20 protein-coding genes and 1 pseudogene are annotated in these 21,916 nt (G+C 34.5%); 12 read left to right on the forward strand and 9 right to left on the reverse strand.

Annotated elements, in window-relative coordinates; genetic code table 11:
* Nucleotides 1-84: 84 nt before the first annotated feature.
* Complete coding sequence (locus CLU83_RS14725; protein WP_232727122.1) at nt 85-666, forward strand: hypothetical protein; 582 nt, start codon at nt 85-87, stop codon at nt 664-666.
* Between the two features lie 80 nt (nt 667-746).
* Here CLU83_RS14725 and CLU83_RS14730 read toward each other — a convergent pair whose 3' ends face one another.
* The 4 genes and pseudogenes from CLU83_RS14730 to CLU83_RS14745 all read right to left on the reverse strand — a co-directional run bounded on the left by CLU83_RS14730 (nt 747) and on the right by CLU83_RS14745 (nt 4,811).
* Nucleotides 747-1,466 (reverse strand): LytTR family DNA-binding domain-containing protein, encoded by a 720-nt coding sequence (locus tag CLU83_RS14730; protein ID WP_100432310.1) that lies wholly within the window; start codon nt 1,464-1,466, stop codon nt 747-749.
* Nucleotides 1,435-2,199, reverse strand: coding sequence for a sensor histidine kinase (locus CLU83_RS14735; RefSeq protein WP_100432311.1), 765 nt, complete (start codon nt 2,197-2,199; stop codon nt 1,435-1,437). The genes CLU83_RS14730 and CLU83_RS14735 overlap by 32 nt, the downstream gene beginning before the upstream one ends.
* Nucleotides 2,200-2,209: 10 nt before the next feature.
* Nucleotides 2,210-2,539, reverse strand: coding sequence for a multidrug efflux SMR transporter (locus CLU83_RS14740; RefSeq protein ID WP_100432312.1), 330 nt, complete (start codon nt 2,537-2,539; stop codon nt 2,210-2,212).
* 2 nt (nt 2,540-2,541) lie between these two features.
* A pseudogene (locus tag CLU83_RS14745) lies at nt 2,542-4,811 on the reverse strand (cation:proton antiporter).
* 183 nt (nt 4,812-4,994) lie between these two features.
* Between CLU83_RS14745 and CLU83_RS14750 the strand changes: the two are divergent.
* Nucleotides 4,995-7,409, forward strand: coding sequence for an RND family transporter (locus CLU83_RS14750; RefSeq protein WP_100432313.1), 2,415 nt, complete (start codon nt 4,995-4,997; stop codon nt 7,407-7,409).
* A 249-nt stretch (nt 7,410-7,658) separates the two neighbouring features.
* Here CLU83_RS14750 and CLU83_RS14755 read toward each other — a convergent pair whose 3' ends face one another.
* Entirely contained in the window at nt 7,659-8,111 is a 453-nt protein-coding gene (locus CLU83_RS14755; RefSeq protein WP_100432314.1) for an Hsp20/alpha crystallin family protein, read from the reverse strand.
* A gap of 459 nt (nt 8,112-8,570) precedes the next feature.
* Here CLU83_RS14755 and asnS point away from each other — a divergent pair, with 459 nt between their 5' ends.
* The 3 genes from asnS (at nt 8,571) to CLU83_RS14770 (ending at nt 12,279) form a co-directional block, all read left to right on the forward strand.
* Nucleotides 8,571-10,004 (forward strand): asparagine--tRNA ligase, encoded by a 1,434-nt coding sequence (asnS, locus tag CLU83_RS14760; protein WP_100432315.1) that lies wholly within the window; start codon nt 8,571-8,573, stop codon nt 10,002-10,004.
* A gap of 158 nt (nt 10,005-10,162) precedes the next feature.
* Entirely contained in the window at nt 10,163-11,629 is a 1,467-nt protein-coding gene (rpoN, locus tag CLU83_RS14765; protein WP_100432316.1) for an RNA polymerase factor sigma-54, read from the forward strand.
* A gap of 44 nt (nt 11,630-11,673) precedes the next feature.
* Nucleotides 11,674-12,279: a hypothetical protein gene (locus CLU83_RS14770; RefSeq protein ID WP_100432317.1), complete on the forward strand. Its 606-nt coding sequence runs from the start codon at nt 11,674-11,676 to the stop codon at nt 12,277-12,279.
* Here CLU83_RS14770 and CLU83_RS14775 read toward each other — a convergent pair.
* The 3 genes from CLU83_RS14775 to mobA form a co-directional block, all read right to left on the reverse strand.
* Nucleotides 12,274-12,981: a porin family protein gene (locus CLU83_RS14775; protein WP_100432318.1), complete on the reverse strand. Its 708-nt coding sequence runs from the start codon at nt 12,979-12,981 to the stop codon at nt 12,274-12,276. The two genes, CLU83_RS14770 and CLU83_RS14775, sit on opposite strands and share 6 nt — an antisense overlap.
* A 658-nt stretch (nt 12,982-13,639) precedes the next feature.
* The gene (gene mobB / locus CLU83_RS14780) at nt 13,640-14,962 is read right to left on the reverse strand and encodes a conjugal transfer protein MobB (protein WP_100432319.1); all 1,323 of its coding nucleotides are present in this window, start codon (nt 14,960-14,962) and stop codon (nt 13,640-13,642) included.
* Entirely contained in the window at nt 14,959-15,390 is a 432-nt protein-coding gene (mobA, locus tag CLU83_RS14785) for a conjugal transfer protein MobA (RefSeq protein ID WP_100432320.1), read from the reverse strand. Before mobA ends, mobB begins: the two co-directional genes overlap by 4 nt.
* 217 nt (nt 15,391-15,607) lie before the next feature.
* On the opposite strand from mobA, the gene CLU83_RS14790 reads away from it, so the two are divergent.
* From CLU83_RS14790 to CLU83_RS14800, 3 genes are all read left to right on the forward strand, one after another.
* Nucleotides 15,608-16,288: a nucleotidyl transferase AbiEii/AbiGii toxin family protein gene (locus CLU83_RS14790; protein ID WP_100432321.1), complete on the forward strand. Its 681-nt coding sequence runs from the start codon at nt 15,608-15,610 to the stop codon at nt 16,286-16,288.
* Between the two features lie 113 nt (nt 16,289-16,401).
* On the forward strand, nt 16,402-16,644 hold the full coding sequence (locus CLU83_RS14795) for a hypothetical protein (protein ID WP_232727123.1): 243 nt from the start codon (nt 16,402-16,404) through the stop codon (nt 16,642-16,644).
* Between the two features lie 1,194 nt (nt 16,645-17,838).
* Nucleotides 17,839-18,759, forward strand: coding sequence for a site-specific integrase (locus tag CLU83_RS14800; protein ID WP_100432323.1), 921 nt, complete (start codon nt 17,839-17,841; stop codon nt 18,757-18,759).
* A 55-nt stretch (nt 18,760-18,814) separates the two neighbouring features.
* Here the strand turns inward: CLU83_RS14800 and CLU83_RS14805 are convergent, their stop codons facing one another.
* The gene (locus tag CLU83_RS14805) at nt 18,815-19,165 is read right to left on the reverse strand and encodes a helix-turn-helix domain-containing protein (protein WP_100432324.1); all 351 of its coding nucleotides are present in this window, start codon (nt 19,163-19,165) and stop codon (nt 18,815-18,817) included.
* 214 nt (nt 19,166-19,379) lie between these two features.
* On the opposite strand from CLU83_RS14805, the gene CLU83_RS14810 reads away from it, so the two are divergent.
* The 4 genes from CLU83_RS14810 (at nt 19,380) to CLU83_RS14825 (ending at nt 21,769) form a co-directional block, all read left to right on the forward strand.
* The gene (locus tag CLU83_RS14810; RefSeq protein ID WP_232727124.1) at nt 19,380-20,069 is read left to right on the forward strand and encodes a DsbA family protein; all 690 of its coding nucleotides are present in this window, start codon (nt 19,380-19,382) and stop codon (nt 20,067-20,069) included.
* Nucleotides 20,020-20,910, forward strand: a complete 891-nt coding sequence (locus tag CLU83_RS14815; RefSeq protein WP_100432326.1) for an MBL fold metallo-hydrolase — start codon at nt 20,020-20,022, stop codon at nt 20,908-20,910. The genes CLU83_RS14810 and CLU83_RS14815 overlap by 50 nt, the downstream gene beginning before the upstream one ends.
* Complete coding sequence (locus CLU83_RS14820) at nt 20,904-21,365, forward strand: nuclear transport factor 2 family protein (RefSeq protein WP_232727125.1); 462 nt, start codon at nt 20,904-20,906, stop codon at nt 21,363-21,365. The genes CLU83_RS14815 and CLU83_RS14820 overlap by 7 nt, the downstream gene beginning before the upstream one ends.
* A gap of 173 nt (nt 21,366-21,538) precedes the next feature.
* Nucleotides 21,539-21,769 (forward strand): hypothetical protein, encoded by a 231-nt coding sequence (locus CLU83_RS14825; protein ID WP_369828773.1) that lies wholly within the window; start codon nt 21,539-21,541, stop codon nt 21,767-21,769.
* Nucleotides 21,770-21,916: the final 147 nt, after the last annotated feature.

The following is a 21,916-nucleotide window of genomic DNA, read 5'->3' on the forward strand; positions in this document are numbered from 1 at the left end:
TTCCAAACCCGCTCTAGAATTACAATATTCATGATAAGCATAAAAAAAACAGTTGACGATTAACTAATAAAAATATCTGAAAAAATGGCTGAAAAATCTTTAAATGACTCAATAAATATGACTGGCACTCTTGTACAATTTCAAACAGACATGCGCAGAGGTTATGCAAATGGTTCCTTAGGCATAATTGTTTCAGGACTTTCTTGGCTCATTTCTGCAATTGTAGCCTATCAATATTCAGCTAGCCAGGCAGTTTGGACGCTTTTAATTGGAGGAATGCTTATCCATCCTGTAAGTATACTGCTCTACAAGACAATTGGACTAAGCGGAAATCATACAAAGGGAAATCCATTAGGAAATCTGGGGATGGAAGGGACAATATTTATGATTATGTGCATACCTATTGCTTTTGGGCTTTCATTACAGCATACACAATGGTTTTTTCAAGGCATGCTTCTGATTATTGGCGGAAGATATTTGACATTTTCTTCTATATACGGAATTAAGCTTTATTGGATTTTAGGAGCTGTTTTAGGAATTGCGGCATGTTTATTATTTAAAAATAATGTGCAGCCTTTTGGCACTTTATTAACTGGTGCGCTTATTGAAATTTTGTTTGGGCTTTTTATGTTTTTATCTTTTCAAAGAAACAATAAAAATATTTAGAGTTGCTGCGAGAAGTAAAATAGCTCATTAAGCTCTTTTCTAATACTATGTAGTTAAAGATCACGACCAACGAAGTTAAGTTATAATTTCACTTTATCCAAAAAATCATTTTTATACGTTTCGCTCAAAACTAATACAGCTGGTTTTCCTTTTCCCTCCTGTAGTGTAAGCGTAATTTCATTGTGATTAAAAAACTGAACTGCAGTCAAAGCAATGATTTCTTTTTTATTCACTCTGCAGAATTCAGCTTTAGGAAGCTGATTCAATAATGAACCAAAATTGATGTTTTTCAGAATTAAAATACTGCCGTCAGCCAAATACACTTCCTTATCCCTGCTGTCAACCGGTGCTGTTTTGATGTATTGAATCTGGTCGAAGTACAATAACGACTTACCTTTATCAGTATTCAGATGAATAAATTTTTTGGAAACATCCAGTTTTTGGAATCGTTCCAATGCTTTAGCAACGGCTTTTTCCAGACGCTCTTTGGTAACTGGTTTGGTGATGTAATCTACAGCGTTAATGTCGAAAGCTTCGGCAGCGTAATTTTTGTAGGCGGTGGTAAAAATTATCAGTTTATTTTGAAGCAGATTCGCTAAAGTCAAACCATCAATTCCCGGCATTTCGATATCTGAAATACACAAATCAAAATCAAGTTTGGGAACTTCGTCCAATAATTTTTGAGGATCGTTGAATGCTTTTATAACTTCTAATTCCGGAATTTGTTCACAGAGCATTTTCAGGTAAGTCAAACCCGGCAATTCATCGTCAAGCAGTAAGCATTTGATTTTTGTATTCAAGAAGATTGATTTTTAAATGCGCAATATAAATGTCGTTTTCGACAAATTTATCCAATTTGAACTGATTTTTGTATATAATTTTTAATCGTTGTTCCAATGTTGCTGCGCCAATACCGCTTCGTTCTTTTTTTAAGGCTTTTTTCTCGGAAATTTTATTGGAAACCGTAAGAGAGAAACAATTGTCCTTGAATTCAAACAAAATTGAAATAAAAGCATCGGCACTTTGTAAATCAGCGTGCTTAAAGGCATTTTCAATCAGATCAATCGAAATTAAAGGTGCCAAAAGATTTTGCTCATACAGCTTTTCTCCTTCATTAATCTTGGTTTTCACTTTCAATTCAAAAAGCGGACTCACTTTAATTTTATTAATTTCAATCAGATTCAAGGCAAATTGGATTTCTTCTTTTGGGGAAACAAATTTCTTCTGGCTTTCGTACAAAATATAATCCAAAACATTAGCCAATTTATCCAAAGCAAAATACGTTTGGTACGCATGCGACTGAATTGAATTGAGAATGTTTTTGAAAAGATGCGGATTGAGTTTGGATTCTAATGTTTCCAATTGCAGATTGTTGACTTTCATTTCAAGCAGACCAAATTTCTCTTCAACGCTTTTTTTGGCTTTGCCAGATTCAATCAATCGATAAACAAGATAGCAAAGCACCACAACGAATACCAGAATAATTACCAGTAATACATATAAGAGAGTGTTGTTTTCTTGTGTGTTATTCATTTTATATGAATTAGTGAGACGACACGAATTTCAGCCCAATTATAGACGATATCAAAGTAAACAAAAAGAAAAGTCTCCAGAAAGTTGCCGGTTCTTTGAATACAAAAATACCAATTAAGACAGTTCCTACCGCACCTATTCCTGTCCAGACTGCATAAGCAGTTCCGATTGGCAAAGTTTGAGAAGCTTTGTACAAAAGCGTCATGCTAATCGAAAGCGCTATAAAAAAACCAACCATCCACAGAGTCGATGTCACCCCCGAAGTTTCTTTGGCTTTGCCCAAACAAGCAGCAAAACCTACTTCAAATAAACCTGCTATGATGAGTAAAATCCAGTTCATGATTATGGCTTTATAATCAATACCGAAGGCACGCCGCTTAGCCAAGTGCTGCGGGAATCCAACAAGTCTTTCCAGCTGTCCAAACTTACAATCATTAAATCTTGCTTCATCAAAAATTCATCATAAAGAATAGATTCGTTATTCAGAATTACATTCTTGTGAAATTTTTGCTTTAAAGAACCGATGGCGCTTGCAATAACAAAATTAGACTCCATGTGTCCTTTCATGTCCAAAAAGGTAACCGAAGTATTATTGTTATAAATTAATTTTTGGGCATAATCAATCAAAAACGAATCTTCAGGGCAATAAATAGGCACAAAAACATGATTTACTTCTTTCAATTCTTTATCAATCAAAACTCCCAATGGCATTTTAACTTTCAATACAATCTGTCTGGTTCTTTCATCAAATGGAGAATTGACAAACAAACCTTCTTTACCTGTAAATTTATCCAGTAATCGTTCGGGATTAATTATTCGGGAAGTAAAACCAATTACTTTGCCCAACAGAGTACCTTCAAAAATGGATTTCCCTAAACCAACGATTAATAAATCATAATCTCCTTGATTAGCAATATCAATTATTTCTGATTCAACATCCAGTGTTGCCTTGAAAACAGTTGTAATTTCCTGTTTCAATATAACCGCTTCTTTCACAATTGGACTAAAACTGCTTTTCTCTTTATCTTCCATATTAAAGGAATGCATTTCATCGCTCAAAGACAAATGCAGCGCAGTAATACTGGTAGATTCATTTTGTTTTTTAACCAAGCTATGAGCTAAACGCAGCAACGATTTCCCTTTTTCATTGTTCCCAAAAGAAATCAGAATTCTATACTTGCTTTGATCGATTTCTTCTTCATGATCAGAAATATCGGTAGTCTTAAAAATATAATTGATTAAATCCAGCGCAGGTCCGGTCATAAAAGTAGTCACCAAAGCCATAATTACCATCATTGTAAAAACTTGAGTCGTAAGAACTCCAAGTCCCAATCCAATATTCAAAACAATTAATTCCATCAAACCTCTGGTATTCATCAAAGCCCCAATGATAAGGCTGTTTCTCCAGCTTTGTCCCACGAATTTTGCTGCTAAAGCACTTCCTAAAAATTTACCCGCAACAGCAACAAGTATGATAAAACCGGTCACTTTCCACAAATAAGGCTCGTTTAATGAACCTATTTCGGTACGCAAACCCGTGAATACAAAAAACAAAGGCAACAACAGTATTACTGATACATCTTCAACTTTCGCAATAAATACAGTTCTGAATTTAGGAACATCGGGCATAATGGCTCCCATCATAAAAGCACCAAACAGCGCATGAATACCAATCAGTTCAGTAGCATAGGAAGATATGATTAACAATAAAAAAAGATAGCAACAACGGGTTTACTCAAGCTGTCTTTGGATCCGTACAAATCACCAATTCTTTTCAAAAAAGGCTTTACCAGATAAATCATTGTCAGTACATAAATTGCTGCTAATGAAATTATATACATCGAACTCTCAAAAGTTCCTGCTTTTACAATAGCAATTACAACAGCCAATAAACACCAAGCGGTAATATCATCGGCGGCTGCACAGGTAATGGCTATAGCTCCCAACTTGGTTTTATGCATGCCTCTTTCCTGAACAATACGCGCCAGAACTGGAAATGCGGTAATACTCATAGCAATACCCATAAACAGACTAAAAGAAAGAAACTTAACCCCTTCCGGGGCAAAACGATTATAAACAAAATAAGCCAGTCCAATACCTAATGCAAACGGAATAACGATACTTGCATGGCTAATAACAACAGCTTCTTTTGCCCTGTTCTTCAACACTTTGATATCGAGCTCCATTCCAATTACAAACATAAAAAGTATCAGTCCAATCTGGCTCAAAAATTTTAAGTTTTCTAATGAATTGGCTGGAAAAAGGGCATGAAAAAAATCAGGAAAATACAGTCCCAAAAGAGATGGCCCAAGTGCAATTCCGGCAATAATTTCACCAATTACTGATGGCTGTCCAATTTTTTTGAAAAACCATCCAAAAAAACGGGCCACAAGGATAATCATTATAATTTGTGCCAATAAAATAGCCAATGGATCCTGTATGTTGTGAAGCATTGAAATCAGAAAATCATTCCAGGAATCACTGCTGCCCAATGGATGAACGATGGTCTCTTTGTGCTCCAGAAGTTTTCCTTTATTTATAATCCAATACATTAATGCGGTAAAACCGCCTGTAACTCCCAAATAAAACAATGTATTTCTGTACTTTTTCATAAGACACCCTTCAATAAATTCGTATCAACCTAAAAAAATCAAATATATATAAATTAGAAGCTACAACGTCACTTTGATTCAAAATAAAAATAAAAAATTAACAATTAAATTAACAAAAAGCATTCTTGAAAACACAAGCGTTATAGCTGTTTTAACTACCTTTGTAAATTTTAAAAAATTGACATGATCAAATGGTTTAGCTTGGGGTTTTGGGAATTAATAGCCAGAGTCGTACTTCGAAATAGAATTTTAATGTTATCGATTGTTGCAGCGATAACGGCTTTATTGGCAATGCAATGGAAAAACATCCATTTTACGCATACAGAAGCCAATATGTTACCCGATGACAATATTGTAAATATAGAATACAAAGCCTTTTTAGACAAGTTTGGCGAAGAAGGAAATTTGGTCATTATTGGTGTAAAGGACAAAACATTTTTCACCCCAAAAGCTTACGCAGCATGGGCAAAATTAATGAACAGCCTAAAAGAAGACAAAGCAGTTGATTTAGTTATTTCGATAAATGATCTAAAGAAATTACAAAAAAACGAACCTCTTCAAAAATTCGAATTAGTTCCTTTTGTTGATCAAAGCAAAACCACAGACAAAGCATATCTTGAAAAAATAAAAAAAGAGCTTTTTAATGATATGCCTTTTTACGAAGGACTGCTCTTCAATAAAAGATCAGGAACAATACGTTCAGCCATTTATTTGGACAAAAAAATTGTAAATACTCCAGCCAGAAAGGATTTTATTACAGACCGATTAGTTCCTGCCGTAGAAGCATTTGAAAAAGAAACCAAAATAGACCTTCGTGTTTCTGGAATGCCTTACATCCGAACACTTAATTCGCAGACTATTATAAGTGAAATAAGTCTTTTCATAGGAGCCTCATTACTAGTAACTTCATTGCTTTTCTTTTTCTTTTTCAGAAGTTTTAGAGCCACTTTAATTTCAATAGTTATTGTGATTATTGGGGTAATGTGGTCTTTTGGTTTCTTAGGATTGTTAAATTATGAAATCACTGTTTTAACGGCTTTAGTTCCTTCTTTAATAATTGTAATTGGAATTCCGAACTGTATTTTCCTTACCAATAAATACCATCAGGAGTACAAAATCCACCGAAATAAAGCCAAAGCACTGCAGCGTGTTACTACCAAAGTAGGAATGGCAACTCTTATGACTAATGTAACTACCGCAATTGGTTTTTTCACTTTTATAACTTCAAATAACAAACTGCTTATTGAGTTTGGAAACGTAACTTCGATTAACATTCTGGCATTGTTCTTTTTGTGTATTATAGTGATTCCAATATTTCATAGTTACATTCCTGCACCAAAAGACCGTCATATTGAACACCTTGACAGAGGTTATGTAAAATCATTTATGGACTGGATTTTGCGGAATGTAAAAGAAAGCCGTTTTTCTATTTATGTGGTTGCTGTTTCATTGCTTGTAATCAGTATTATCGGAATTTACAAAATGCGCATCTCTGGCAGTATAATAGAAGATATGCCTAAAAAAGCGCCTTTTTTTAAGGATATACTCTTCTTCGAAAAAGAATTTGACGGAGTAATGCCTTTGGAAATCATGATTGACACCAAACATAAAAAAGGAGTCATGAAACTTTCTACACTCAAGCGAATGGAAGAACTGGAAACTGCAATTGATGAAATTCCTGAACTATCAAAACCTATTTCGATTGTAAATCTGGTAAAATATTCCAAACAGGCTTACTATAACGGAAACCCGGAATATTACGAATTGCCGACTTCACAGGAACAGGCTTTCATTTTGTCGTATGCCAAAAATTCCACCAAAAAAGGCAAAGGTGACTTGATGAAAAGCTACGTAGATTCGACAGGTCAATTTGCCCGAATTACCACTTTCATGCGTGATGATAACGGAGGCGTAATGCCTATAATTGAAGCTGAAATCCGCAAAAAAGCCGATAAAATTTTTCCTCCGGACAGATATCATGTAACTATTACGGGAAAAGCATTGGTCTTCCAGAAAGGAACAGGCTACTTGCTGAACAATCTGCTTTCATCATTGGTTTTTGCCTTTTTCCTAACCGCACTTTTAATTGGATTTATGTTCCGTTCCTTTAAAATGATTTTGGTTTCTATTATTCCAAATTTATTGCCGTTACTGTTAACCGCCGGAATTATGGGCTTTTTTGATATTCCGCTGAAACCTTCAACGATATTGGTTTTCGGGATTGCCTTTGGTCTTTCGGTAGATGATACCGTCCGATTCTTGGCGCAATACCGAGAAGAATTAAAGAAAAACGACTGGAAAATCCGAAAATCAGTATATGCTACTTTTAACGATGCCGGTTTGAGCATGTTCTATACTTCTATTGTATTGTTCTTTGGATTTTCGGTGTTTATGCTGTCTAGTTTTGGCGGTACTATTGCACTTGGCGGGTTAGTTTCGCTGACTTTATTGTTCGGAATGCTGTCTAATTTAATGTTATTGCCTGCTTTGGTTTTAACCCTGAACAAAACATTGGCAAACGAACAGGAATTTATCGAGCCAAAAATTGAAATCCTGGAATTCACGGACGAAGAGATTGATGATTTTGAGAAAAAGTAGAAATCACTATATCGCTTTATGTCCTTTACGACAAATATTTCTCGCAAAGAGCAGAGACACAAAAAACCGCAAAGTAACAATTTGCTTTGCGGTTTTTTTATTTAAATTATATTGAGTTTACTAATTAAACATGACTTTTCGATTATTCATTGTGTATGCTAAAAAATAATTGTGACACCCACTTTGATTTTTCACAAAGAAGAAAGCCGCCAATGCATGGCAGCTTTCAAACAGGTAATTAATTAGAGTTTACGAAATTTCGATCATCCTTGGAGGTTTTTGTTTAGCCTCTTCACGTTTTGGAATAGACAACAATAAAAGTCCGTTTTCATAATGAGCTATTATTTTATCCTCATCCACTACGTTTTTAGGTAATTCGAAACTTCTCTGAAATGATTGGTAACTAAACTCTCTACGGCTGAAATTTTCGTCATCAGTAGCTAGTTCATGCTCCTTCATCGAAGAAATAACCAAGTGGTTACCGTCAAGTGTAATCTTGAAGTCATTTTTGTTCATACCTGGAGCGGCGACTTCAACCTCGTAGCTGTCTTTAGTCTCTTTGATGTTTACAGAAGGCAGCGTAGTATTTGTTGTTGAAAAATTGTTATTTTCCAAATTGAAAAAATCACGGCCAAAGATATCATCAAAAAACAAACGATGTAAAGCAGGAGCTTGACCCCCATTGCTTTTAATAAAATTCATAACTGTTTACTTTTAAAATTGTTAAACAAATATTTTTTTAAACTTGCACAAGTTTAAGAATAGAAAAACAAAATATATGCCATTTGAAAGAACTGCCATTTTTTCAGAACAGGATTGAAAAATTGTCATACACCTATATATCAATGCTATACATTAAATATATAGAATTAAATATTTGATTTTTTCATTAACTTTAAATTTCAAATTCCAAAATCTTCCAAAAACTCAGCTACAATTTTGTGTTTAATTTCTATTTTCAGGAATTAACAATTGTGTTCAAAACATTATTCTTTTCCTTTTTCCTATAAAAAACAAAAGATATAGCGGATAGGAGAAAATTGCTCCTTAATACACTATATCCCACAATGGCAATTACAAACAAATGATTTATATTTGCATTTAGATTAAAACACCGATTTTCCTTTAATCAAAATTAGAACTCTAAAATCTAAAATTAAAATGAGACACACAAAAGTTAAAGACTTATTAAACAGTACAACAACTTTACAGGAAATTAATGCCAAAGGCTGGGTTAGAACTTTTAGAAATAATCAGTTTATTGCCTTAAATGATGGTTCAACTATCAATAATATACAATGTGTTGTCGATTTTGAAAATACTCCTGATGAAACTTTAAAGAGAATTACAACTGGCGCTGCAGTTTCGGTTACAGGAACTTTGATCGAGAGCAAAGGTGCTGGACAGAAATATGAGATTCAGGTTGCTAAACTTGAAATATTGGGAGACTCCGATCCAGAGAAATTCCCGATGCAGCCTAAAAAACATTCACTGGAATTCCTGCGTGAAAATGCGCATTTAAGAGTTCGAACAAATGCTTTTGGAGCGATTATGCGTGTGCGTTCGGTTTTATCGTATGCAGTTCACAGCTATTTTCAGCAAAAAGGCTTTGTATATGTAAATACGCCAATCATCACAGGAGCAGATGCAGAAGGTGCTGGGGAAATGTTCCAAGTGACTTCGCTGCCATTGGATAATTTACCTAAAAACGAAGAAGGCGCTATTGATTATAAAAAAGATTTCTTCGGAAAGCACACTAACTTAACGGTTTCTGGACAATTGGAAGGCGAAACTTTTGCAATGGCTTTGGGACAGATTTATACTTTTGGACCAACATTCAGAGCAGAAAACTCGAACACTTCACGCCATTTGGCTGAATTTTGGATGATTGAACCAGAAGTGGCTTTCAATAATTTGGATGACAATATGGATTTGGCAGAAGATTTTATCCAATATGTAATTAAATACACAATGGAAAAATGTGCCGATGATTTAAAGTTTCTGGAAGGAAGACTTTTGGAAGAAGAAAAATCAAAACCACAGGCTGAAAGAAGTGAAATGGCTTTGCTGGAAAAATTAAATTTTGTTTTAGAAAACAACTTCAAACGCGTTTCTTATACTGAAGCGATTGATATTTTAAGAGATTCGACTCCAAACAAAAAGAAAAAATTTCAATACATCATCAACGAATGGGGAGCTGATTTACAATCGGAACACGAGCGTTATTTGGTAGAAAAACACTTTAAATGTCCTGTAATCTTATTTGATTATCCAGCGAACATCAAAGCTTTCTACATGCGCTTGAACGAAGACGGAAAAACGGTCCGTGCGATGGATATTCTTTTCCCTGGAATTGGAGAAATCGTAGGAGGCTCGCAAAGAGAAGAACGTTTTGATGTTTTGGTCGAAAAAATGAAAGCCTTAGGAATCGACGAAGAAGAATTATGGTGGTACTTGGATACTAGAAGATTTGGTTCGGCTGTTCACTCCGGTTTTGGACTTGGATTTGAAAGACTGGTACTTTTTGTAACCGGAATGACAAACATACGTGACGTAATTGCGTTCCCGAGAACACCTCAAAATGCGGAATTTTAGAAAATAGTTTACATGGTTTAAAAGTTTAATATTGTTTAAAAGTTTAATCCGGTTTGGATTCTTTAGTGTTGCTTAAAATCCAACTGCGTTAAACCCTTAAACCTTTACCTTTAAACAATATTAAACTTTTAAAACCTTAAACCGTTAAACAATACATAATGCTAAAGCAATTTTTAAATTTAAAAATATCCCAGAAATTATCTCCGCAGCAAATCCAGTTGATGAAGTTAATTCAATTGCCTACGCAAGCATTTGAACAGCGATTGCTGGAAGAAATGAATGAAAATCCTGCTCTGGAGTCTGGAAAAGAGGAGGACGATTATGAAAAAGACGAGTTTGACACTGAAGAATACGATGATTATGAAGATTCAGAATCTGACAGAATGGATGCTGAAGATATTAACATAGACGAGTATTTAAGCAGCGATGACACTCCCGACTATAAAACGCAAGCCAATAATTACAGCGATGATGACGACACTAAAGAAACGCCATTTGCTGCAGCAATAAGTTTTCACCAAGACCTCATCAATCAATTAAACACTTTTATCCTTAACGACGAAGAGCGTGATATTGCCGAATTTTTGGTAGGAAGCATAGACGACACAGGATATATCCGAAGAAGCACTGCTGATTTGGTAGATGACATGGCATTTACCCAAGGTATTTACACTACTGAAAAGCAAGTGGAAACAATCTTGAATATCATTCACGCTCTGGAACCGACTGGTGTTGGAGCACGCGATTTACAGGAATGTTTATTACTGCAGCTCAAACACAAAACACCAACAGAATCTGTCGATCTAGCAACAGCCATAATCGATCAGCATTTTGACGCTTTTGTGAGAAAACATTACGACAAACTGATTCAAAAATTCGGCATCTCTAACGAACAGCTTAAAAATGCGATCCACGAAATTGAAAGACTCAATCCAAAACCAGGAGGATCATTTTCCGGAAATAGTAAAATTACCGAAAATATAGTACCTGATTTCGCAATCCGTATTGTTGACGGCGAACTGGAGCTCACCTTAAATGGAAGAAATGCACCTTCACTGCATATTTCCAAAGATTATCAGGAAATGATGCAAACGTATAAAGAGTCGAAAGATAAATCAAGCTCACAAAAAGATGCCGTACAGTTTATTAAACAAAAGCTAGACTCGGCAAAATGGTTTATTGATGCTATAAAACAACGTCAGGACACTTTGTTTGTCACGATGAATGCCATTATGCATTATCAAAAAGACTATTTATTGGATGGTGACGAAACGCGTTTAAAGCCAATGATTCTAAAAGATATTGCCGATATGATCGGACTGGACATATCGACCGTTTCAAGAGTTGCAAACAGTAAATATGTTGAGACTCCCTATGGAACAAAGCTGATAAAAGAATTCTTCTCGGAAGCCATGAAAAATGATCAGGGTGAAGACGTATCTACTCTCGAAATCAAAAGAATTTTACAGAATACTATTGAAGAAGAAGACAAAAAAAACCCTTTGCCAGATGATCTTTTGGCCGAAATACTCAAAGAAAAAGGATATCCAATTGCTAGAAGAACCATAGCTAAATATCGCGAACAACTGGAAATTCCTGTGGCCCGAATGAGAAAAAAACTCTAATTATACCTCTCTAAAACTAATTTCTTCAAATCTGCTTTTTAAAATTGAAAAAGATACTCCCCATATTTTCCTATATATTTCATCCGCTTTTCACTCCTGTACAAGCCTGCATTTTTTATTTTTTATTCCACAACGCTGATTTCAAAATTGATCAGATTACTACGTTTTTTTGGCAGATTTCTATTGTAACCATAATGATTCCAATGGCATTATACTACTTGCTTCGTTTTACAGGCAAAGCGGACAGCATAATGATTGCCGACTTGGAACAACGCAAAATACCGCTAGTATTTCAGAGCTTTTTAATCATTTTATTGTTGCGGAAAATCGTCCTGCTAGAATATTATCCAGAATTGCATTTTTTTTTCATAGGAGCATTATTTAGCACCTTATTTGCTCTTGGCCTGCTCTATGTCAAATTCAAAGCCAGCCTGCACATGCTTGCCATTTCAGCTTTAACTGTTTTTGTTTTCGGGCTTAATATTCATTTACAGACAGGAAGCGTATATCTTGTTCCTTTTTTATTGCTAATGAATGGGTTTGTAGCTTCCTCCCGTTTAGTAATGCAGGCGCATACACCTAATGAGTTAATTATTGGAGTATTCTTGGGCAGTATTCCTCAAATAATATTTCTTTTTTTATGGCTATAAAATATAAAAAACCACACCCACACTTAAAGTATTCATAGTAATTGATATCGAATCAATTTGAGCCGTGGATTTAAAAAAAGAATTCAATCCATAATACACCTGCAGGTTAAAAGCGCTATATCCCATTGAAAGATATACACCGTAAAGCAACTCTTCAAAATCTTTATTGTTTTTTATGACAATCTTCTCATTGCCATCATCATAAACAGATTTATCATACAATAAATAACTGACTTTGAAACCGCCGTATATTCTAAAAAACTGAAAAGATTCCGGAGTCGAATTACGCCATCTCAATTCAATTGGCAATTCTACCCGCAATTGTTCGAATCTGTTTTTATCATGATTAACGGTGGAGGGGATTATACTATAGATTGGATTATTATTAGTGCCCACAATAGACATATTTTGAATGTAATTATTAAATGACAAACCAATCCCTGGAGCAACTGCAAAAGTCCTGCTCTTATTAAGCGGGAAATCTCTAAGGAATCCTGCAGTAAAACCAAACGATATTTTTTCTTGCGAAAGACCTTCCGGTTTTTTTACAATTGAATTGTAATTAAGTCCAGCATAAAACTGATCTTCTCTGTAAAGGCTGTCAATCTTGACATTTAATGTATCAATTGAAAACGCTGCCTCCTGAGAAAACCCTTTAAAAAATGACAAAAAAAGAAAACAGCCAAGAAATAATCGCATCATTAGTCTGAGAGTTTAGTGGGTAGCAATGGATTTAATATTCTTCAAAACGTAATGCTTATGAATAGCTGTTACAAATATCATAAAAAAAACGCTCAACCCATTTAAGATTGAACGTTTTTCTTTCGCAGAGAGAAAGGGATTCGAACCATTGCCAAAAAACCCCGTGTTAATAATACTTTCTGAAATTTTAAACTTCGTGTGCCACGAATGTGCCACAAAATCATTTTAATATCCAAAAACACTCCTCAGTATCTTAAAGTGCTTTCTACAAGAAAACAACCTTTCTTTTAAAGAACAAAATTCAACTTAATATGCTTCAAATATAATAAAAGATTGTTAGTTTCTATCAAATTTAATTTCTTTTTCCGATCACTTTTCCCTATTCCCTCATCTGGATTACTTGAATTGCAAATGCTACGATTTACCTTTTAATTTAAGCAGATACTTGTGTCAAACACCCCCCTTTGGGAGATTAAACCAATCCCAAAAAACTACGTACTATCAAATTCTCCTAAGAAATTTTTTGGCTGTCTTAGTCTCAAAGAAATAATTGGAAACAGTAATAAAAACAAAGGCACTCCCTCCTTTATCGGGAAAGCCTTCATTTTTTTAAAAATGGTACAGCCAATTTGATGAATCACTCCTCTGTCGTGAATCATCAAAAAGGCCGGCGATTAAATTGATAGTATGTACTATCTTTTTTGCGTCTGGCTTTCTTTTTCATTTGGTTGGCTAATAATTCTTCATCATAATCTTCTGCTTTTGCATTGGATAATAACCCTCCAAAGACTTCGATAAGGTTGTTTTCTTCGTGGCTATAGGACATATTTTCTTTAACCAAAAAGTCAAACGGATTGTATGGTTGTTTGATCTCTTCATTTATAGCACCATTATTCTTTGAAGTAATATATCCCTTTGCAGGCTGATCCATTTTATTGTCATTATTCCACAAATCATTGAAAACGTTAGCCGAAAGGTTTTTGCCTAATTGCGAACCATTCCACACGGATTTCGAACTATGGTCAACAAAGGTTATTCCATAAACTCTGCCTTCGGTATTTCGTCTTACAACGGTATTAATACCTCGTTCCAACAACCGTTTTTTAAATTCCTTTTCATCCGATGCTGCCTGTAAAGACATCTCAATGCTAGTCTTGAGCAAAGCTTTGGATGGCTCATTTTTCAACAATTCCTTGGACTGGCCATAGTGTTGTTGAAGTTGAACATATCCTGCCTGTTTACCGAATAGCGAAGCCTTAAAGGGATTGCTCGCTTTTTCTCCCTTATCATTTAATGCGAAATATGCCAATCCCTGCCTTGGAATTCCGTTATATTCGCCCTTAACTTCTTCGGCGGTTATATTGAAAAGGGAAAGCAGGGCATTGTATGCTCCGAAACCCTCAAATTTATAGTGTCTTGGCAAATGACGGATTACAGAAGCCATCTGACTCTTTATGCTCCCAGCCTTATAATCAACAGGTTTGAATATTTGATTCTGTGGGTTCTGTTTTTTCTCCACAGCTGATATCAGGCAGAATTCTTTTTCTAATTCTCGACAGACATCCATTGAACGCCTTTTTTCAAATTTATCGGATATTTTTCTTCCCTCTTCATCCACGCAAACCGATACGATATGGATATGGGTACGGTCTATATCAGTATGCTTGAATACCACAAAAGGCTGTTCAGCGTAACCCATTTTCTGCATATACTTTTGCGCCAGCTGTTCAAACTGTCCATCACTTACTTTATCCTTCGGATCAGGATTCAGCGATATATGCAATATTGGTTTTTCAGTCTTTCGATTGGCCAGCAGATACGGTTCAAAAGAACGCAACAGGTGGCTGATGGCATAACTGCCATCGGTGGTTTCAATTATCTTATTAGTATACAAAACCTCTCCGTTTTCCTTTTCCACTTTGAGCTGATTGTATGCCAATGCACCATACAGATTGCTCCCTCTTCCGATTTTCGCTATCATTTTTTCAGGTATTTTGCTTCAAACTCCTCAGTTAGCAGAATGATTTTTTGGCACAATACCGCCATTTCTGCTGTCTGCTTTTCCAATTTATAGAGATAGGCTGCCGCTTTCTTTTCGGAAAAATTGCGGTACAGTATTTTTATCAGCTGGTTATAATTTGTTCCTACAGCCCTGAACTGGCCGAATAAAGTGGTCAGGCGCATATAGTAATCCATGGTTGCCTTGTCAACCGTTACGGTCGTAATACCTTTTTGGAAAATACATGCCGTAATAAAATGCGCCTTTACATTCATCCGTGAAGCTTCATAGAAGCAAAGGAAACGTGCATTTTCTTCAGCCGTAAGGCTTATGGAATAGCGGTGAACGGCGGGATCTTTCTTGGGATGCCTGCCTCCTTTATGTGGGACTGTTTTGCCGTTGTTTTCCATAACTATTATTACTGGTTTCGTTTAAAAGAATTTTAAAACCAATATATTTTATCATTAGTGATGGCATCTGGATATTGCAGGATGTGGAAGCATTTGGCTTATTATTTCCACATGTGAATTTTCGCCCTAAGGACAACCTCCGTCAAATAAAGCCACTACAGGACAGTATGCAAGAATGCCCCGCTTTCGGGATTAATTTCATGAAAAACGTGAAATTATGCTCTACAAAGAAACAGTTACCAAAGAGATGTGGGAACTTCTTCAAAGACTCATGAAAGATGAAAAATTGAAAGATTTTAACCTTGTAGGAGGAACAGCTCTCAGCCTAATGATTGGCCATAGATTAAGTATCGATTTGGATCTGTTCACCACGGAAGATTTTGACGAGCAAGCCATACTTACCCATTTAGGAAATCAGCATTCGGTAAAGATCAGGCAGATTCTTGAAAATACAATGCTTTTGGATATAGGCAGTGTCAAGGTAGACATTCTCGCCCACAAATATCCATGGCAGGAACCTGTTCAGAATGAAGAAGGAATACGGCTGGTCTCTTTATATGACATCGGTGCCATGAAGCTTCATGCAATATTTCAAAACGGAACAAGAATCAAAGACTTTGTTGACATGTATTTTCTTTTGGAACACCATCCCCTTAAGACCTATTTAGAAGCTTACCAAAACAAATATAATAGAAATCCGAGACTGGCTGCTCTTGCATTACTGGATCATAGGAATATAGACAAAGAAGAAAAAGTCAAACTCATCAAAGGAAAAGAAACCAATTGGAACAAAATAACCCAGCGACTAAAAAAAGCAGTTTTCAATCCTTCCATTTTATTTTCTGAATCAAAAAATCAAATTCCTCCACCCAATAAAGGACGTGGATTTAGACGCTAAGCGTTTGAATAAGAAGTTAAAAAATCGTATATTTACTATATGGCACGAGTTAAAAAAATAAGGCAATCCCAAATCTAAACCCAGTATTTTTTTGGGATTTCGACATAGATGCTATGGACTTTGAGAGAGCCTATAAAACTATTATAGCCCGTATCGTAGAGCGTGGAGGACAGGAAGAAATCGACGAAATTGTTCGTTTCTACGGCCTTGAAAAGGTGGTAAAAGCGATTCGTGACGAAATTTATTTTCTTCCTAATTATGCCATTGACAAGGCTTTAAAATTGTTTCCTGAACTTAAAAAGGAAGAGATGTACTGCTATCTTAACCGTAAGGATAAAACCTACCACTGGATCTAGTTTTTAGACTATAAGCCATTCTTACGAACAAATAAATAAAAAGAAAACGAAGTTAGGTCAGGCATTAAACTTAGCAAAAGACTACGGCATAATGTCTTGCTCGTTCCTCGCAAGCCACCCTCACGGGACTTATTCCGTTTCCTTTTGCTAAGCTTACTGCCAGCCCTGTGAAATTGCTTTCTTTTTCTTTTTTACGGTTTTTCTGTTTTCTTTTGAAATTATATTTATGGCTTTAAATATGCCCGTACAGCAATATTTGAAAACTTAAATATTTACATACAAATATGTGCCTGTGTTCAAATATGTATTCTTGCCTATGCGTAAAAGCATATTCAAATAAAAGCATTTGCATATAAAAGCGTATTCATGTAAAAGCATATGTATGTAAAAACAGCCTTACTGCTTTTATAGTTTTACAGATACCTTACACAATTCAATAGCTAACAAACTGCAAAAACAAACGATACTGCGTGTATTGGTAAGGTATTTTTAACAACCTTAAACAAAAGGAATTTATTATCATCCTCGAAACTATTTGTAACCTTAAGCGTGTTTGAGGGTGAATCACTTTTTAAATTACCGAAAAAACAAAAAAAAGGGCATCAAGCCCTTTCAATTAAAAACCATATCAAATAATATTTTCGCAGGAAAACAGCAAGTTGTGTTTTGAGATGCTTGAAATACTTTCTGCATCTCAAAACAACTTGCCCTTGCAGGGGGCTGGAAAACGTCTCCAAAGTCGGCCTTTTATTAGTATTATAAATGGAGATTGAGGATTAAAAATAAAAGATGATTGCAGTTATTTATTTCCATACCATTTGATTTCATACCAATTCCTCATTATAATTAGCTTCTATATTTTCTTTCACTTCCAGAAATAGTCGATGCATTATATTTAATAGTTCAACTATATTAATTGGAAAAAATTACGCTATTGTCCCTAAAAAAACTTACAAGATGCAGACTTAGATATTTAATGTTTCCGCATTTTTTCAGTGCCCCGCTATATAGAAAACTGAATCAGCTTCTAAAATTCCAATCCTCCCAGTATCGTAAATGATTATTAATAGATATGAGAATCATCCTCAGGGTAATAATCAAGAAAATTACTCCCGATTTTAAGCAATCAAAGAATGAATGCCTGTTTAAAGGAATTTCAAATCTAGAATATTAGGAATCCATCAGCGAGAGCGAATGATAATTCCAATTTATCAAAATCACAATGATAAAATAGAAAACCTTATCGGCAATGGGTATGCTTATGGCACATTGGAACGCTTCAAAATATCTTTGAAACACTTGAAAGAATACATTTTGTGGAAGTATAATTTTGAAGACATAAGCATTAACAAAATTGATTACGCCTTTGTAACTGAATTTGAATTCTATTTGAGAAGCGTTAAAAAATGTAACAACAATACAGCCGTGAAATATGTTAGAAATTTCAGAAAAATAATCAAGATTTGTCTTGATAACGATTGGTTAGATAAAAATCCGTGTAGCCGATACGAAGGAAAAATGAAAGAAGTCGAAAGAGAATTTCTTACTGAAGAAGAATTAAACAGAATTTATATCAAACGATTTTCATCAGAGCGATTAAATTTAGTAAAGGATATTTTTATTTTTTCCTGTTATACCGGTTTGGCTTATGTTGATGTAAAAGGATTAAAGAAGGACCACATAGCAATAGGCATCGATGGTGAAAAATGGATTTTTAAAAATCGCCAAAAAACAGATACCAAGTCAAAAATTCCAGTACTACCAATTGCACAAGAAATCATTAAAAAATATGCCGACCATCCAAAGTGTTTAAATGAAGATAGCATCTTGCCTATTTTGACTAACCAAAAAATGAATGCTTATCTTAAAGAAGTTGGAGATTTATGTGATATTTCAAAAGAAATTACTTTTCATATGGCTCGACACACTTTTGCAACATCTGTAACACTTACTAATGGCGTTCCTATTGAAACTGTAAGCAAAATGCTTGGTCATAAAAACATACAAACAACTCAACATTACGCTAAAATTTTAGACCAAAAAGTAAGTGAGGATATGCAGATTTTAAGAAATAAGTTTACAGCAACTGATAATAAATTCAATAAAGCCAATTGATTAAAAACTAAAAATAAATTTCACAATAAATTATTTAAAGAGTAAAATGATGTTTTTACTCTTTAATAATTTCTTTTCTATATGCCGTACCCCAAATAGCAAGTTGTTTAATTGAGTCTTTTAATTTTATTCCGTGTTCGGTAAGCTCATATTCTACCGTTATTGGCTGTGTTTCTAAAACAGTTCTTTTTAATAGATGATTCAATTCCATATCCTTTAATTCTTTGCTTAACATTTTTCCTGATATTCCTTTAATTTCTTTTAAAAGATCAGAATATCTTTTTTTACTAAAACAAAGTACAGCAATAATTGGAATCTTCCATTTGCCATTCAGTACGTCCATTGCATCGTGTGCTGCTCTAATGATTAAAGCGCACTCTGATTCTTCATTTTGATTTGCTTCCATAAGTTACTTTGTTACCTTATTGTTACCGTTACTTTTTGTTACTATATTACAAAAGTAAACTAATTTGATTTAGTTTTGTTGACTACAAAAGCAAATAAAACAGTAAATTTATATGAAATATCTAGATTAAACATTTATAATTTTAGAAGCTATGAAACATACCTCAATTATAAAAAATTGAAAATTCACAAATACAAAATGACAATAACAAATAATGAGTAAACTAATTTATATAATGGATCCATTTTGTGGTTGGTGTTATGGAAACAGTACCAATACACAAAAACTATATGAAAAATACAAAGATCAACTTGATTTTGAAATTTTCCCAGCTGGAATGTGGACTGGTGCCAATGCTAGAAAACAATCCAAACAAATGGCACAATTTATCAAAAAGCACGATCCACAAGTACAGCAAACTACAGGAACTGAATTTGGAAAGGACTATTTTGAATTTATAGAAAATGAAAATGTAGTTTTAGACAGCGAAGTACCATCAAGAGCTATCGTTACTGTGAAAAAACTATGGGCTTCACAAGCTGTCCCTTTTGCAATTGAAGTCCAAAAAGCTAGGTATCTGCACGGAAAAGACTTGAATGAAGATATTACCTATTTAAGTATTTGTGAAAATTTAAAATTGGATAAAAACCAATTTTTGGAAGTTTTTCATTCGCAATCAATCAAAAAAGAAATAGAAGAAACCTTTGCTTTGGCACAAAAATATGCCAGTTCCTACCCAACGCTTTTGGCAGAAAAAGAAGGTAATCTGTATGTTTTAGAACAAGGATATGCCCCATTTGGAGCAATTCAAGAACAGATTGAGACACTTTTTTTAACTAATTTAAAATTGAACAATGAAAGAAATTATCTCAACAGCATTTTTAACAATCTTAATTTTATTTAATATGGAATCACAAGCGCAGAGTTTTAAAACAATTGAAACCAAAGATTTGAAACTTCAAGTTTACAACGCATCCGAAAACAGTTTTGGTGTAGCATCGGTAATTGTATCTGGAAAAACAGATGCAGTTTTGATTGACGCACAATTTACTTTGGCGGATGCCGAAAAAGTAGCACAGGAAATCAAAGCAAGTGGCAAAAAACTAACCACTATTTATGTTTCTCACGCAGATCCTGATTATTATTTTGGATTGGAAATATTCAAAAAATATTTTCCAGATGTAGTTGCTTATGCTTCGCCAGCATCAGTAGAAGCTATTAAGGCTACTGCTCAAAAGAAATTAGAAGTTTGGGGCGAAAGATTGGGTAAAAACATTACGTCAAACGTTATTTTACCTCAGGTTTTAAAAGGAAACAGTATTGAATTGGAAGGTCAGAAATTAGAAATAATTGGTTTGGAAGAGTTCCCGAATAAAACTTTTGTATGGATTCCTTCTATAAAAGCAGCTGTTGGCGGAATCAATGTTTTTGGAACTACTTTTCATCTTTGGATGGCAGATGCACAAACTGCTGATGCCCGCAAAAGCTGGATTTCAGTTTTAGATAAAATTACAGCTTTGAAACCAGAAATTGTAATTCCGGCACACGCCAATTCCAATTCTCCATTTGATATAACTACTGTAAATCATACCAAAAGTTATATTAAATTCTACGAAGAAGCGTTGAAAACCAATAAAACTTCAGAGGATTTAATCAAAGCTATAAAAGCAAAATATCCAACACTTACTTTTGATACTGCTTTGATGATAGGTGCAAAAGTAAATACTGGAGAAATGAAATGGTAAAATCAATTATTTACAGCCTGACAGCACTTTTTGTATTGTCAGGCTGTTCTTTAAATAAAAAAGCAATGACAAATCTTGACATTATAAAAAGTACTTACGAAGGAAAAACTTCGGAAGAAAACGGTAAAAATTTGGCTAAATATGTAGCCGATGATATTTCCTGGACAGAAGCCAAAGGATTTCCTTATGCAGGGACTTATATTGGATTGGACAACGTAACAAAAAACGTTTTTAGCCGATTAGGAAGCGAATGGATTGATTATAAATTTACTCCAGAAGATTATGTTACTAGTGATGATAAAGTGGTTGCTTACGGAACTTACACAGGAACTTACAAAATTACAGGAAAACCATTCACCGCCAGAGTAGCTCACGTTTGGAAATTGAAAGATAGCAAAATTGTAAGTTTCGAACAGTTTGTAGATAGCCAACCTGTAATTGATGTAATGAAATAAAAATTATAACGGATAAATTCGATAGGACAATTCCAGCAGACGCAGTAAAATATTTTCGCAGTTGTATTGCAAATGGGAATTTAAAAGGAGCGTTAAGTTGTTTTGATAAAGATGCGATATACATTGAGAGAGACGGGGAAGAAATTATAGGCATAGACAATATTGAAAAATCAATGGAACATCTTTGTACTTGGAAACCTAAAATAACAGGAAGTAACTACAAAGTAACAATTGTAGAAAACCTTGCTATTTGGGTTGACAAATATTCATTAAAAGCAATAATGCCCGACGGAAACCCAGTTGAAATGAATGGTGTAACAAGTTGTATGATGAAGAAAAACAACGAAGGAATTTGGTTATGGTTAGTGGACAATCCTTTTGCATCAGCAGTTTTTGAAAATTAACCACTTACGTTTATTGAAACAAATGGAATTGCATTGAAGAAAAGCACGAACCGCCAACCGCCGTTTGATTTTACTTTAAATTGTATCATTTTTTCTTATTTCAATAAATAAATTACAATAATGATAGAAATGTTGAATAGTTTCATA

Origin of the sequence: Flavobacterium sp. 1, assembly GCF_002797935.1 — a bacterium.
Taxonomy (GTDB): domain Bacteria; phylum Bacteroidota; class Bacteroidia; order Flavobacteriales; family Flavobacteriaceae; genus Flavobacterium.